Raw genomic sequence first — 14,394 nt, forward strand, 5'->3', positions numbered from 1 at the left:
GTCCGGATCTTGCTCAGCGGTGGCGTCGACTATGCTGTCTGAGAGGCGGGCTTACCAATGGGGGACACAATCTCTCGGGTCGACAGCAAACGGCCGACCGCCTGCCTCCCTTCTGCGGGAGCACCTCCCCGCCGGCGGGGACCCGTGGAGTGGGCAACCCGGAACCATGACCGTGCGGGTCCGATGCTGGAGCGGCTCGACGCTCTCCGGCGTCCGTGCGGCGCCGCAATGCCCCCCCCTGCCCGCTTACGGCGGGTGAGAGCCGCCGGCACGAGGCGGGGTCATCGAAGCGGACGCCGGGCGTGCCACCGAGCCAGCGACCGCTGTACGGCTGGGATGCCGATGTACACCGCGAGCGGCACGAGGATCATCGTCGAGACCATCGTGCGAGGGACCACCGGGAGGTGCTCCAGAAGGTGCTCGCCGAGCGCGTTGAGGAGCAAGGCAAACGGCACGAGACCTGTCCACACGACAAGCGCGGTCCTGGCGCGCCCCGCCACCGGTTGCTGGGGCGCCAGTGCGATGGAGAGCTCCTCGGTGAGGGCGTCTCCCGCGGCGGTCAACTCCCCGCGTATGGAGCTGGACTCCCAAGCAGCGGCTTCGGTGGCAGAGGCGAACACGAGGGTGACACGAACCTCGTGTGTCCGCCGGGTGTGCCGCCGGTGGACGTCGGAGCCGACGAATCCCGGAAACTGGGCGGCCGCGGTGCAGAGCTGATCTGCCCAGACATCGAGGCGTGCCTCCTGGGTGACCCGTGCTCGCCGCACCGCCGACATCGTCACGGGTAGGGCGGTGGTTGCCATGTCGCCTTCTTCCAATAGCACCTACTGGGACAGGCAGTCACACGGAACTCTCCCGGGAATGTAGTCGGCCTCCTCCACCTGGACCGGACTGGCCGTGCCCGGTCCGGAGTGCCCGTGGGCACTGCCGTGACGGGCGCGGTTCGCGGCCTCGGGCGGCATCCGGCGTCACCGAGCTGCGAGCGGGGTGAGCCCGGGCGGGAGCCCGTACATCTGGTCCTGGATGACATCGATGATCGCCGGCCGTTCCTGCGCCAGCGCCTCCTCCACCGCCGATGCCAGGTCCTCGTCCCGCTCGACCCGCACCCCGAAGCCACCGAGCGAACGGGCGAACCCGGCGAAGTCGGGGTTGTTGTAGAAGACGCCGAGGTAGCGGCCGCCATGAGCCATGCGCTGCCGGTCGCGGGTATTGCCGTAGGAAAAGTTGTTCATCACCAGGTTGACCAGCTGTATGCCCTCACGGACACAGGTCTCGAAGTCCTGTGCGACCATCCAGAAGCTGCCGTCCCCGCTGACAGTCACCAACCGCTCCTCCGGGCGTGCCAGGGCAATCCCCATCGCGGCGGGCAGCCCCCAGGCCATGGCGCCACCGGCGGAGGCGTGCAACGTGTTCGGTCGGGACAGTCGCAGGTACCGGTGGGTCCACGGCGCGAAGCTCGGCGCGTCCTGGAGTAGCCGGATGCCTGGACGGTCGGCGAGTGACTGCAGTACGCGGATGGCGCTGATGCCACTCACCCCGGTACCAGGTTCGTCCGCTGTAGTGAGGTCCTCGCTGTCGAGCGACGACACCTGCAGGTACTCGTCGCGCAGAGCTCTGCGGCGGGCGTCGCGCGGGCCGCTGCCGGCTGCCGGCAGCCGGTCGAGAAGTGCGGCGGTGGCGAGCCCGGCATCGGAGGTGATCCCCACGTCGGGAACGTAGACCCGGCCGAGCTCTGTGGGGTCGACGTCTACGTGCACCAGTCGGGTCTCTTCGGGGACCAACGTCCACCTCTTGGTGGTGAACTCCGAGAAACGGCAACCAAGGGCGAGCAGCGCGTCGGCCTCACGCACCGTCCGTTCCGTCACCTCGTGTGCGCCGTAGCCGAGGGCACCGAGATAGGCGGGCGCGTCGTGCGAGACCACGCTCTGCCGCATCCACGTCGTCACGAGGGGTGCACCGAGCCGGTCAGCCAGCTGAAGGTAGACCGATGCGTCGCCTCGGGCCCCGCCGCCCAGGACGACGACCGGCCGCTCCGCACCGGCGAGGATGGCGACTGCCTCCTCGATGGCGGCGGGTGCGGGTGCCGGCGGGTGACTGCGGCGACGCGGCGCTGGCCCAAGGCCTTCGGGCGGCGCCGCCTGCAGGACGTCGAGCGGCAAGGAGACGACCACCGGGCCGGGGCGGCCGGATACCGAGGTCCGCACCGCGCGCTGAAGCAACTCCGGGATGCGGGCCACGTCGTGCACCTCGACCACCCACTTGGTCATCGGCCGGAAGGTTCCCACGACGTCCATCTCCTCGAACGCCCGTCGCTCCGAGATGCCGCCTGGGACCTGTCCCACCAGAACCAGCATCGGAATCGACTCGTCGTACGCGTTCTGCACGGCGATGGACAGGTTCGCAGCCCCCGGCCCCCGGGACACTAGGGCCACGCCCGGCGCCGCCCCCCCGCGAGACATCCCATCGGCCAGGAAGCCGGCGACCTGCTCGTGACGAGTCACAACGAAACGGACGCGTTCCTGCCGCCGGAGGCTGTCGATGACGTCCATGACCGTTGTCCCTGGGACGCCTGCGACGACTCGAATTCCTTCGGCCGCTAGACATGCCACGACGAGATCGGCCCCGGTGCGGCCGTGCTGCTCATCGGTGCGGAGCGGGGACTGTGTGGCCATGGATCCTCCTGCGTCGACGGGTCTGACGGCAAAGGCGGTGCTGACCCGGGGGCCTTGACACAACCGCGCCCTTCGCAGAAGGTATCTCTGCACCGCAGAGACATCAACCGTCGGAAGGACGAGTCGCCCGCGGCGGACGAGCCCACGGAGCGCGAACCGGCAGGAGAGCCGTGTCCATTCACGTCATCGCGTCGTGGCGCCGGTGCTTGTCCACATCACCGACCCCGGACTGCCAGTCGAACTCAGGGGCGGTCGCGCTCATCCCGGGCATTCCTCAACGGCACCTCTGTGCCGCGGAAGAGGCTCGGCGGTTGCCGACTGGCTCTGCCCATGGCGGGTTCGTGCTACGTCAGCGTCGAGTCAGCCCCCGAAGTGTCGACCGTGACCGGATGAACGGTCAACGGGCGTGGGGAGTGCCGCCCATCGGGTGGGCGGCACTGCGTTCTGAGCCGTGGCCCCGTTCGTGGTCCCGCACGACGACAAGCGGGCTGCGGGCACTCCAGCATCACCACCTATCCAAGAGGAGACCGGACCCGATGACCCTGCTCGAGAGTGCCCGTGCCGTGATCGATCGCCCCTTCGAGATCCAGCTCGGTGGCCGACCCATGCCGACGTCGCTCCGATATCACGTCGAAGATCCCACCACGGGCCACCGCCTGACCGACGCCCCGGACTGTTCGGCCGAGGAGGTGGACCGGGTCGTGCGTGCCGCCGCGGCGGCCCAGTCGGGGTGGGCGGCGCAGCCGGCTCGCGCGCGCGCCGGAAAGGTGCGTGAGTTCGCTGCCCTCCTCCGCGCGCACACCGACGAGTTGGCCACGATCGACGCCCTGGACGCAGGGTTCCCGCTGGCCGCCATGCAGGCCGATGTAGCAGCGGCGGCCACGCTGCTCGAGATTATGGCCGATCATGCGCTGGCGCTCGGGGGGGCGACATACCCGCTGTCCGAAAACCTGCACTACACGGTGCAGGAGCCGTACGGGGTGGTCGGGCGGATCGTGCCCTTCAACCACCCCATATTCTTCGCCGCCGGAAAGGTCGCGGCTCCCTTGGTCGCCGGGAACGCGGTGGTCCTCAAGGCGCCGGACCAGACGCCCTTGTCGTCGCTACGCATGTCGGAGCTGGCCGCGGAAGTGTTCGGTCCCGACCTTTGCGCCGTGGTCGCGGGCCGGGGGGAGATCAGCGGGAGGGCTCTCGTGGCTCACCCCTTGATCCGTCGGATCGGGTTCATCGGCGCCCCTGGTACGGGCCGTCTCATCCAGCGTCAGGCCGCCGAGCACGGCGTCAAGCACGTGACCCTGGAGTTGGGCGGCAAGAACGCCCTGATCGTCATGCCCGACGCCGACCTCGCCAAGGCGGCCGACAGTGCCGTCTTCGGCATGAACTACACCGTTACCGCCGGGCAGTCCTGCGGGTCCACCAGTCGCCTCCTCTTGCACGAGTCGATCGCCGACGAAGTCCTTGCTGCCGTGGTGGAGCAGGTCGGTGCCATCCGAGTCGGGCATCCCCTGGCCGACGGGACAGCGATGGGGCCCGTCATCGACGGTCGGCAGTACGAGAAGTCCCTCTCTGCGGTTGCCGCTGCCCAAGCGGCGGGAGCGGAAGTCCTTGTGGGCGGGGGGCGCCCGAACACCGTCGGGGAGGAGGGGTGGTACGTGGCTCCCACTGTCCTGGGTCCCATGGCGCCCGACAACCCGGCTGCGGTCGAGGAGATCTTCGGACCGGTCCTGTCCGTAATCACGTTCCGGGATGAGGACGAGGCGGTGGAGATCGCGAATCGGAGCGAGTACGGGCTCACCGCCGGCGTCTGGACGAGTGATGTCACCCGGGCGCACCGCATGGCCTCCCGTCTCCAAGCCGGCTACGTATGGGTCAACGGCAGCTCTCGCCACTACTGGGGTCTTCCGTTCGGCGGTGTGAAGGCGTCGGGGGTGGGCCGCGAGGAGTCGGTGGACGAGTTGCTGTCGTACACGGAGACCAAGGCGGTGACGGTCGTCCTGGAGTGAGCGCCGTCCCGTCGGGCCACGCCAGGAGATGGTGGGCGCCGAAAGCCGGAGTGGAAGTGGCTGATCACCACACGGCGCGCTGAGGGTGGGTGAAGGATCGCGGCTCTTGGGCCGTGGTTGCAAGAGAATTCGTCATCGCGGGGGAAGACGCCGTATGCCGGATCGGCCCAAATTCGTGCACCCCACCCGATCAAGAAGGCACTGTCGCTTGCCTGGGCTCCCTGGACTGGCCCTGCGGCGCGCCGCTCGGCGGGGCGGTCCACGTCGGCGCGCGACCGGCGGGCGAGACCTGTTCGCGGCGGTTCACGCGGAAGGGAGGATCCCGGTCGAGTACCGGCAGCACGTAACCTGGATCGGTGACCGGAGTGCAGCCCCCCCCTTCCACACCGGAGTACGGCGCGCTGCCGCAGTATCCGATAGATTCAGTCGACAATGCCCTGCGACTGCTTGTTCTTTTCGGCGAGCGACCGACGTTGCGGCTCACGGACGTCAGCCGCGGTCTCGGGGTCGCGTCCTCCACTGCCCATCGACTGCTTGCGATGCTGCAGTACCGGGGGTTCGTCCGACAGGATGCGGCCACCCGCAGCTACGTGCCAGGACCCACGCTGGAACAACTGGCCTTCGATGTCCTCCGCCGGCTGGACGCGCGGACCCGTGCCCGCCCGATCCTCGAGCGGTTGAACGCCGAGCTGCAGGAGACCATTCACTTGGGTCGTCTCGAGGGCAGCGCCGTCCATTTCGTCGACTCCATCGAGAGCTCGCGGGCGCTACGGGTGGTGGGCCGGCTCGGTCGTTCGATGCCCGCCTACTGCACCTCCACGGGAAAAGCCCTCTTGGCCGGACTGTCGTGTGAGGAGCTCTCACAGCTGTATCCGGATGAAGAGCTGACCCGAATCACTGCCAATACCATCGGAACGCGCACCGAACTACGAGCGGCCCTGGCCGATGTTCGCATGAATGGCTATGCCCAAAGTCAAGAGGAGAGTGAGGAAGGTGTCGCTTCGCTCGCCGTCGCGGTGACCGCGGATCGCTCCCCGCGGCTGGCGATCACCGTATCCGTGCCAGTGAGCCGGATGAGCGACGCGACGCGCAAAGAAATCCTCGAGCGACTCATCCCGGCGGCTGAGGAGCTGGGCGCGCTGCTGTGATCGGCCGTCACCACTGAAGACGGTCTGGAATTCCCGAAGGTTCCAAACATGAGACAGAGTGAAGGAGGCGGGTGACGGGGCCCGTGAGTCGAGAAGATGCCCGACGAAGCGAGAGCGGTCGCACAGGGAAACGTCAGCAACGGGCGCTCCCCCCGGTCAACCTCGAAGCCGCCGCCGAGTGGGATGCCGTGACCTACGACACGGTCGCCGATCCGCAGGCCCGCTGGGGAGCCGATGTCCTCCTGCGGGTTGCAGGAGGACGGCGCGCCTTGGACGCCGGTTGCGGCAGCGGGCGGGTCACTGAGCAGCTGCTCGACAAGTTCCCGGACCTGACGGTCGTGGGAGTGGACCGCTCCGCTGCCATGCTGTCGGCCGCGCAGGACAGGCTCGCACGGTTCGGTGACCGGGTCACTCTGGTCCAGGCGGACCTCTCCGCCCCACTACCGGACGTCGGCCTGTTCGACCTGGTCTTCTCCACGGCGACCTTCCACTGGGTGCGTGACCACGGGAGGCTCTTCCAGCGGCTGGCGAGGGTCCTGGAAATGGGTGGACGATTGGTCGCACAGTGGGGCGGGCGAGGAAACATCGACTCCGTCGTGAATGCGATGCGCGATCTCGGATTGGACTCCAGCTACTGGCACTTCGCGGACCCGACGGAAACCGCTGAGCACCTGCGGGAGGCGGGCTTCACCGACATTGCGGTGTGGTGCCATGCCGATCCGGCGACATTCGCGACCCGCGCCGAGTTGGAGCGCTTCCTCGAGTCGGTCGTCCTGTTCGAGGCGTTGGCCGGTATGCCCGACGAGCGCCGGCGGGACCTGATCGCCCGGGTAGCCGATCGGCTCGGTGCTCTGTCGATCGATTACGTGCGCCTCAATGCGATGGCCGTTCGCGGCTGATCCGCCGTCGATCGTGCCGCCGCGTACGTTCCGCCCGTTCAGAGGGGATCCGGAGCGAAGCCGAGCTGTTCCTCGAAGCGGCGGGAGTACCGCGGCCATGCCTCCGGGTTGACCAAGCGGGGCGGCACCCGGCCGGCGAAGACGGCCATCCACTGACGGGCGGCCTCGGACGCCATCTCGCGCAATGCCTCGACCGTCACCCCGGCGATGTGCGGGGTGGCGATCACGCTGTCCAGCTGGAGCAGGGGATGATCCGCAGGTGGCGGCTCGGTGAGGAAGACGTCGACGCCGGCGCCGGCGATCCGCCCATCGCGCAGAGCACCGGCCAGTGCCTCCTCGTCATGGACACCGCCCCGCGCCGTTGAGACGAAATAGGCGGTGGGCCGCATGAGGGCGAACTGCTCCGCGCCCAACATCCCCATGGTCTCCGAGGTCCGCGGGCAGTGGACGGAGACCACGTCGGCCTGCTGAAGGAGATTGTCCAGATTGACCTTCTCCGCGTGTCGATCTCGGGCTGTCGCAGCATCGACGTATGGATCGAAGGCGAGCACTCGCATCCCGAAGAGGCCCGCGCAGAGCTCGGCCACCCGGCTGCCGATGGCGCCGAGGCCCACGATCCCCAGTGTCTTGCCGGCGATGTCATTGGCCCGCAATTCGAACCTGTCGATCGGTTCCCCCCGGCGCAGGGCCCGGTCTGTGATCGCGATCCGCTTGGACAGGGCGAGCATGAGGCCGAGCGCATGCTCGGCGACCGCCTCCCTGTTGGTGCCACCCTGGTGGCAGACGATCACCCCCGCGGAGGTGCAGGCGTCGACGTCGATGTAGTCGTATCCAGCGCCGGTCGAGGCGAGGGCGAGTAGCCGGGGGCTTCGGGCCAGCAGGTCGGAGTCCCCGAACCAGGGGCCTCGCAGCTCCGTCCGCGGTTGCACGTGGTAGCCGTGTGCGCCCGCCATGGCGGCCCAGTTGGCCGACAGGGGATCGGCGTACTCCAGCCGGAGAAGTTCCACGTCGTCACGGTGGCCCAAGATCTCCTCGGCCACGGGGTCGACCCAGCGTTCGAAGTAGACCAGCCGTGGCCGGACCAGCTCCCCGGTCACAGGTCTGCCGGCCATGCAGAGGCGGCGCTGGGAGAGACTCGGCGGAGCAGGTCGGGGTGCAGCTCGCTGACCGACCGGACCCCGAGATTGGTCAGGGTCGTGGCCATCTCTGTCTGCAGCAGTTGGAGGGTCCGCAGCAGGCCCGCTTCCCCTCCGGCGGACAGACCCCAGGCCATGAGCTTGCCGATGGCGACGGCTCGGGCGCCGAGGGCCAGGGCCTTCACCACGTCGCTGCCCCGCATGATCCCGCTGTCGAGCACGACCTCCGCGCGGCCATCGACTGCGCTCACCACTTCGGGAAGCACATCGATGCTGGCGAGCGCGTGGTCGAGCTGGCGCCCTCCGTGGTTGGAGACATACACGACGTCGACGCCGTGGTCGGCCGCGATCGCCGCGTCGTCACTGGACATGATCCCCTTGACGATCAGGGGCAAGCGGGTCACGCCCCGCAACCACGCCAGGTCATCCCAGGTCAGGGCGGCGTTGTAGGCGTCTCGGTGCACCATGCCCGGGACATCGGTGGAGGCGCCGAGATTTGGGCGCTCGACGCTCTGCCGCGGGAAGTAGCGGTTGTGCAAGTCGCGCTCGCGTCGGCCATAGGCGGATACGTCCACCGTGACGCAGATGCCCTGGTATCCGGCAGCCTCGACACGGCTCACGAGATCCCGGAGCCATCCGCGGTCCCCGTAGACGTAGAGCTGAAAGAACAGCGGCGCAGTCGAGCCGCTACGCACCACCTCGAGCGCCGGATGTGACAGCGTCCCGACGAATGCCCCGGTCCCGGCGTCGGCGGCCACCCGGGCGCACGCCAGGGCGCCGTCCGGGTGGAATGTGGCGATTGAGCCGACCGGCGCCAGCAGGACGGGCAGTGCAAGAAGACGGCCGAGGAAGGTGGCCGACGTGTCCGGCTGGCCCGCCCCCATGAGGACCCGGGGGCGGAAGGCCAGTTCAGCGAACGCCGTACGGTTGCGGCGCAGCGTTGTTTCGCTCTCCGCACCTCCGCAGGAGTAGTCCCACTGGTCGCCCGACAGCGTCTGGCGTGCCCGTTCAACTACCTCGGGAATGGTGAGGAGATCCGCCGCCCTTCCGAGCGTCTTCTGCGTCACTCCTGTCATGCGACCGAGGCGGCCGCGCCGACCCGTTGCTGCTGGTAATGCGTGGCCCGACGGATGAGGCCGCTCAATCCCAGGTTGATCAGGGCGGCACCGACGAAGACGATCAGCAGAAGGGCATACATCTCCGCGATCTGCAACCGCGAGTAGTACTCGATCGCCCTGAAGCCAAGGCCGACGTTCGCGACCTTCGTCTCACCCAGCAGGGCGGCCGTGATGGCTACACCGAGCCCCAGCCGAGCACCGGCGAGCACCGGGCCGAGGATCGCCGGGGTGTACACGAAACGGTAGAGCTGACTGCGGCTGGCCCCCAGGGACTTGGCCGCCTTGACATGCATCGGGTTGACCTCTTGGACCGCCAGCGCCGTGTTGATCGCGATCGGGAATGCGGCGCTGATCGCGGCGATCCCGACCTTGGATTCCACGCCTGTTCCCAGGAAAAGGATGAGGATCGGGAACAGGACGATCTTCGGTACCGCGCCGACGTAGTAGACGAGCGGGTCCAGCAGTCGATAGAGGTACCTACTCGATCCCATGAATGCGCCGAACGGCATGCCCACCAGAGCCCCGATCGCGACTCCGATGACCACCTCGTAAAGGGAGGCGTAGACGTCCTGGCCGAAGTCCGACTGGGTGACCACGTCCTGGATCCGGCCGAACACCTCGGTTGCCGGCGGGAGTACCGTGTCCAGGACCAGGCCGCTGCGCGCGAGTCCCTCCCAGAGGCCCAGGAAGACCACCGCAGCGCCGATCCGGAGTGTCCACACTCGATTCATCGCTGCACCAACTTTTCCAACCGGTTGATCGCCCAAATGAAGGCCGCCGAAATGATGACGATCAGGCCCACCGACGCGTAGAGGTCCGTCGCGCGGAAGAGCAGGGATGATTCGGACACGAATCGGCCCAGCCCTCCGATCTGCAAGATGTACTCCATCGCGACGACGACGATGAGCACGTAGGTGAGGGCGATACGCAGGCCTGTGAAGATCGTCGGCGCCGCGGCCGGGAGCAGGATGTGGCGGAAGTTGCTCCAAGCAGACAGGTTCAGACTCCGGCCCACATTGAGCATGGTCCTGCTGACGGCGCTCAGGGCTTGCTTCGTGAAGAGGATCGTCGGCAGCACGGCGAAGACGGCTGCGAGGGCCACGATCGCCGTGGAGTTGCGTCCGAGGATCACCAGGAAGATTGGGTAGAGCAACACGATTGGCGAGGAGAACAGGGCGGCGACCAGTGGCTCAAACGCGTCCCCCAGCGAGCGGGATCGCCAGAGCAGGAAGCCCACGACCATCCCAACGACGGCCGCCAGAGCGAAGCCGGCAAACGTCTCGCCCAAGGTGACGGCCACCAGCCCGAGAAACTCGCCGTCGGTAAGGCGGGTGCCCATGCGGGCCACCGCCTCGCTGGGCCGTGGCACGAAGAAGGGGTTGATCAGCTCGGTCCGGACCGCGATCTCCACCAGCACGAGGAACACGACTATGACCGCGATGCGGACGATCCACATCGGAATCCGTGAGCCCGATCGCGAGCGCCGGCCGGCGGCCGGCGCCGGGGAGGTTCCCGACGCCGGCCGGGCGGAGGCCTGAGTGCTGTTCACGTCAGCTCTCCGGCAAGTAGCTCAGGTTGAACAGGTCGTTGACCTCCTCGTCGGTCAACGGCTGCTCGGCGAAGCCGAACTCGACGGCGTCGTCGAGGAGGACGTCACGCCCATCCAGGGGAGCGATGCGCAGCTCCTCGCGGTCGTAGTAGTCGAAGGAGGTGAGCAGCACCTCCTCGGAGAGTTCGAGGTCAGCGGCCTCCTTCCAGATGGTCGCCGCCTCCTCCGGGTTGTCGAAGATCCAGTCCCAGGTGCGGTCGTGGACCTCGAGGAAGGTGGTCGCCGTCTCGGGGTTCTCCTCCAACCACGTCTCGTTGCCGATGATCACGCGCATGGCGACATCGGCGTAGTCCCCGATCTCCGCCCCGTCGGCGACGAGCACGAGCTCGCCGTTGGCCACCCTGTCGAGGAAGAACGGCGGCTGGGTCCAGCCCGCGTCGATCTGGTCCGTCTGGACGGCAGTGAGGTTGTCGGGGGGCCCGCCGATGGACTCCGGCTGGGCCGGGGCCAGCCCCTCCGCTTCGAGGAGTTCGCTGAGCGCCAGGATGCCGATGTGGCTGGAAGACCCGGTCGAGCTGTAACCCATCCGCTTGCCCGCCAGGTCTGCGCGGTTCTCAAGACCGCTGTCGGGCTCGGCGAACCACTGCAGGTCCAGGCCGGTGGTCGAGGCCGCGATGATGTCGATGGGCGCGCCGGAGGTGTAGGCGCCGATCGCCGCGGCGCCGCTGGTCTCCGTACCGATGTCCGCGCTGCCGGAGACCACGGCCTGCACCGTCTCCGACCCGCCACCGGTGAAGGTGGCGTCGACCGAGAGTCCCGCCTCCTCGTAGAAGCCCTGGGCCGTGGCGACGTAATAGGGCAGCCCAGTCGTGAAGATGGTCGGGTTGGAGAAGGCCAGGTTGACCTGGGTCTCCCCCTCCTCCGTCGGCTCATTGCCTCCGGGAGCCGAGCAACCCGCTACGGCGACCGAGGCCGTCGTCAGCAGGGTCATGGTGGCCAGCGTCTTACGCATGCGTCGTCTCCTCATCGTTGTTCTGCTCCTGGGCGAACGCGCGCAGGGATTCCTCGCGGAGAACGGACCAGACCTGGCCCACGAGTCCGGCGAACTCGTCGGTGGCCAGCAGTGTCGAGTCGCGCTGCTTCGGAAGCTTGATGTCCACGATCGCCTTGATCCGGCCGGGGCGGGCGCTGAGTACCACGACGCGGTCGGAGAGCAGGATGGCTTCCTGGATGTTGTGGGTGATCAGCAGGACCGTCTGGTCCAGTGCCCGCTGGATGCGCAGGAGTTCCTCGCCGAGGATGATGCGCGTCTGCTCGTCGAGTGCTCCAAAGGGCTCGTCCATCAGGAGGATCGACGGCTCCATGACGAGCGTCCGCGCGATGGCGACCCGCTGCTTCATGCCCCCCGAGAGATGGCCCGGGTAGCTCTTCGCGAAGTCCTCGAGGCCCACCATGGTGAGGATCTCCATGGCCTTGCGGCGGCGCTCCTCCTTGCTGACGCCCCGCATCTCTAGACCGAACTCGACATTCTTCAGCACGTTCCGCCAGGGGAACGTCGACTCCTCCTGGAACACGACACCCACGTCGGGGTGAGGCCCCTTGATCTCGTCGCCGCGCACGGTGATTCGCCCGTCGAAACCGGTGAGAAGGCCACTCACGGTCGAGAGCAGGGTCGACTTCCCGCAACCGGACGGCCCGACCACCGACACGAACTCACCCTTGCGGACGTCGAGGTCGATGTGCTGGAGAGCGCTCATGCCCTGAGGTGAGGCTTCCGTCGGCGGATACGTGACGCACAGATCCTCGATGGTGAAGAGGTGTTCCCCTTCGGCAGGTCTCCGGTCCGTTCTGGGGTCCAGGGTCGTGGCCAATGCGCTTCCTCTCGGGTGGTCACGTTCGTACGGTTCGCCGGTCGGTGGGCGGCGCCGGATCACTCGGACGGCTGGGCGTCCACGGGGAGCCGTTTTCCGCTCTGCAGACATTCTCTCTGGAGAAGAGTGCACGGGGGTCGAGCGCTGTGTCAAGCGTCACCCTCGGCCACGCGAACCTCGTGCCGGTGATCGGTCGTGGAAGCCCGGGGCCGGGCGCCTCCGGGGCGCAGAGGCGGCCGGAGGCGACTCCCTGGCAGTTCGTGACGGCGTCGGGCGGCGGCCCCGCGACGCCCGGCGGCCGGCTCGCGACATCCGTGGTGGGCGGCGGCGCCGATGCCTGCGCGGGGCGAAGCGGCTCGGTCGATCCGCAGGCCGCCGCGGCCCGGCGGCACCCTGGAGGGGTCGTCGCAGAGGGTTGACCAACGAGAACCCATGCGCTCTACTCAGAAGAGAGGACTTCTCCAGAACAGAGATTCCCGCTACGTCCGCGCCTCGCGGATCCGTCTGGATGGAACAGTGATGGCCGACCAGTCCGCAATGTTGGACCAGGTGCGGCGGGGCATGATCCCCGCTCACGTCTACAACGACCAGGAGATATTCGAACTCGAGAAGGAGCGTGTCTTCGGGCGCGCATGGGTGTTCGTCGCCCACGAGTCCGAGATCCCAAGGCCCGGCGACTACGTGGTGCGCCGCGTGCTCGAGGACTCCTTCATCGTCACCCGCGACGAGGCGGGTGTCGTGCGCGCGCACTTCAACATGTGTCTGCACCGGGGCATGCAGGTCTGCCGCGCGGAGATGGGCAACGCGTCCCACTTCCGTTGCCCCTACCACGGCTGGTCCTACCGCAACGACGGTCGGATCGTCGGCCTTCCGTTCCACAAGGACGCCTACGGTGGCGAAGCCGGCTTCAAGCGGAAGGGCCAGCGCCTCCTGCCGGCGCCGAACCTGGACAGCTACAACGGTCTGATCTTCATCTCGCTGGACCCCGACGCCGAGCCCCTGGCCGACTTCCTCGGTGACTTCCGCTTCTACCTGGACTACTACACGAAGCAGAGCCCCAGTGGCATCGAGCTCCGTGGGCCGCAGCGCTGGCGGATCAAGGCGAACTGGAAGATCGGCGCCGAGAACTTCGCCGGCGACATGTACCACACCCCCCAGACGCATACCTCGGTCGTGGAGATCGGTCTCTTCCGGGAGCCGAAGGCCGAGAAGCGCAAGGACGGCTGCACGTACTGGGCCGGTGCGGGCGGCGGAACCACGTACAAGCTTCCCGAGGGCGATGTGGACGAACGGTTCCGCTACGTCGGCTACCCCCAGGAGATGGTCGACCGCATGAAGCAGGTGTTGTCGGACGAGCAGCTGCGGGTGGTCGGGGACGACGGCTTCATGATCAGCGCCGCGTCGGTCTACCCCAACATGTCGTTCGTGCACAACTGGCCGAAGGTCGCCGACGGCGATGACGTGCTGCCGTTCATCTCCATCCGGCAGTGGCAACCCATTAGCGCCGACGAGACGGAGGTGCTGTCCTGGTTCGCCGTCGACGCCGAAGCGCCGGAGGAGTTCAAGGCGCTGTCCTACAAGGCCTACCTGATGTGCTTCGGCTCCACCGGGATGTTCGAGCAGGACGACGTGGAGAACTGGGTGTCCCTCACCAACACCGCCGCCGGCTCCATGGCCCGGCGACTGCTGCTCAACAGCCGGATGGGTCTGCTGGAGGACGGCTCCGAGGTCGTTCCGGCGCTCACCCCCGAACAGTTCCACGGTCCGGGGGTCGCGCACACTGGCTACGGCGAGTACAACCAGCGCGAACTCCTCAACCGCTGGGCCGACCACCTTGAACAGCCGGTCACGGCCCCCTCCGTGATGGAGGTAGGGCGGGCCGACCAGGTCGTACGGGTCCAGGGGCAGGAGGTTCCGACCCTCCCGGCGGCTGCACCGCCCGATGAACTGGTGGACGCCGCGTCGGCCGGCGAGCAGACGGGGGGTGGGGAATGAGCA

At 67.9% G+C, this 14,394-nt stretch carries 12 protein-coding genes; 4 read left to right on the forward strand and 8 right to left on the reverse strand.

What is annotated here, in order from left to right:
* Positions 1-281: 281 nt before the first annotated feature.
* Both C5507_RS03775 and C5507_RS03780 read right to left on the reverse strand, forming a co-directional pair.
* On the reverse strand, positions 282-803 hold the full coding sequence (locus C5507_RS03775) for a putative antibiotic biosynthesis monooxygenase (protein ID WP_130504141.1): 522 nt from the start codon (positions 801-803) through the stop codon (positions 282-284).
* A gap of 165 nt (positions 804-968) precedes the next feature.
* On the reverse strand, positions 969-2,672 hold the full coding sequence (locus C5507_RS03780) for a thiamine pyrophosphate-binding protein (RefSeq protein ID WP_104527204.1): 1,704 nt from the start codon (positions 2,670-2,672) through the stop codon (positions 969-971).
* A gap of 536 nt (positions 2,673-3,208) precedes the next feature.
* Between C5507_RS03780 and C5507_RS03785 the strand changes: the two genes are divergently transcribed.
* The 3 genes from C5507_RS03785 to C5507_RS03795 all read left to right on the forward strand — a co-directional run bounded on the left by C5507_RS03785 (position 3,209) and on the right by C5507_RS03795 (position 6,722).
* Complete coding sequence (locus C5507_RS03785) at positions 3,209-4,675, forward strand: aldehyde dehydrogenase family protein (protein WP_207225642.1); 1,467 nt, start codon at positions 3,209-3,211, stop codon at positions 4,673-4,675.
* Positions 4,676-5,031: 356 nt separating this feature from the next.
* Positions 5,032-5,823: an IclR family transcriptional regulator gene (locus tag C5507_RS03790; RefSeq protein WP_104527205.1), complete on the forward strand. Its 792-nt coding sequence runs from the start codon at positions 5,032-5,034 to the stop codon at positions 5,821-5,823.
* A gap of 188 nt (positions 5,824-6,011) precedes the next feature.
* The gene (locus tag C5507_RS03795) at positions 6,012-6,722 is read left to right on the forward strand and encodes a class I SAM-dependent methyltransferase (protein WP_158657500.1); all 711 of its coding nucleotides are present in this window, start codon (positions 6,012-6,014) and stop codon (positions 6,720-6,722) included.
* A gap of 38 nt (positions 6,723-6,760) precedes the next feature.
* Here C5507_RS03795 and C5507_RS03800 read toward each other — a convergent pair whose 3' ends face one another.
* The 6 genes from C5507_RS03800 to C5507_RS03825 all read right to left on the reverse strand — a co-directional run bounded on the left by C5507_RS03800 (position 6,761) and on the right by C5507_RS03825 (position 12,396).
* Positions 6,761-7,819, reverse strand: a complete 1,059-nt coding sequence (locus C5507_RS03800; protein WP_207225643.1) for a hydroxyacid dehydrogenase — start codon at positions 7,817-7,819, stop codon at positions 6,761-6,763.
* Entirely contained in the window at positions 7,816-8,925 is a 1,110-nt protein-coding gene (locus C5507_RS03805; RefSeq protein WP_158657501.1) for an alpha-hydroxy acid oxidase, read from the reverse strand. Before C5507_RS03805 ends, C5507_RS03800 begins: the two co-directional genes overlap by 4 nt.
* 5 nt (positions 8,926-8,930) lie before the next feature.
* Positions 8,931-9,707 (reverse strand): ABC transporter permease, encoded by a 777-nt coding sequence (locus C5507_RS03810; protein ID WP_130504142.1) that lies wholly within the window; start codon positions 9,705-9,707, stop codon positions 8,931-8,933.
* On the reverse strand, positions 9,704-10,432 hold the full coding sequence (locus tag C5507_RS03815) for an ABC transporter permease (RefSeq protein WP_104527210.1): 729 nt from the start codon (positions 10,430-10,432) through the stop codon (positions 9,704-9,706). The genes C5507_RS03810 and C5507_RS03815 overlap by 4 nt, the downstream gene beginning before the upstream one ends.
* A 94-nt stretch (positions 10,433-10,526) precedes the next feature.
* Positions 10,527-11,537, reverse strand: a complete 1,011-nt coding sequence (locus C5507_RS03820; RefSeq protein WP_158657502.1) for an ABC transporter substrate-binding protein — start codon at positions 11,535-11,537, stop codon at positions 10,527-10,529.
* The gene (locus tag C5507_RS03825; protein WP_158657503.1) at positions 11,530-12,396 is read right to left on the reverse strand and encodes an ABC transporter ATP-binding protein; all 867 of its coding nucleotides are present in this window, start codon (positions 12,394-12,396) and stop codon (positions 11,530-11,532) included. The genes C5507_RS03820 and C5507_RS03825 overlap by 8 nt, the downstream gene beginning before the upstream one ends.
* A 561-nt stretch (positions 12,397-12,957) precedes the next feature.
* Here C5507_RS03825 and C5507_RS03830 point away from each other — a divergent pair.
* Positions 12,958-14,391, forward strand: a complete 1,434-nt coding sequence (locus C5507_RS03830) for a Rieske 2Fe-2S domain-containing protein (RefSeq protein WP_207225644.1) — start codon at positions 12,958-12,960, stop codon at positions 14,389-14,391.
* Positions 14,392-14,394: the final 3 nt, after the last annotated feature.

Origin of the sequence: Blastococcus saxobsidens (genome assembly GCF_002938435.1) — a bacterium.
In the GTDB taxonomy this organism is placed as follows: domain Bacteria; phylum Actinomycetota; class Actinomycetes; order Mycobacteriales; family Geodermatophilaceae; genus Blastococcus; species Blastococcus saxobsidens.

What these genes read in the sequence shown, in the direction of transcription:
- C5507_RS03820 (WP_158657502.1), bottom strand. Translation starts at nt 11,537, where the DNA reads ATGCGTAAGACGCTGGCCACCATGACCCTGCTGACGACGGCCTCGGTC.
- C5507_RS03815 (WP_104527210.1), bottom strand. Translation starts at nt 10,432, where the DNA reads ATGTGGATCGTCCGCATCGCGGTCATAGTCGTGTTCCTCGTGCTGGTG.
- C5507_RS03785 (WP_207225642.1), top strand. Translation starts at nt 3,209, where the DNA reads ATGACCCTGCTCGAGAGTGCCCGTGCCGTGATCGATCGCCCCTTCGAG.
- C5507_RS03810 (WP_130504142.1), bottom strand. Translation starts at nt 9,707, where the DNA reads ATGAATCGAGTGTGGACACTCCGGATCGGCGCTGCGGTGGTCTTCCTG.
- C5507_RS03780 (WP_104527204.1), bottom strand. Translation starts at nt 2,672, where the DNA reads ATGGCCACACAGTCCCCGCTCCGCACCGATGAGCAGCACGGCCGCACC.
- C5507_RS03775 (WP_130504141.1), bottom strand. Translation starts at nt 803, where the DNA reads ATGGCAACCACCGCCCTACCCGTGACGATGTCGGCGGTGCGGCGAGCA.
- C5507_RS03830 (WP_207225644.1), top strand. Translation starts at nt 12,958, where the DNA reads ATGATCCCCGCTCACGTCTACAACGACCAGGAGATATTCGAACTCGAG.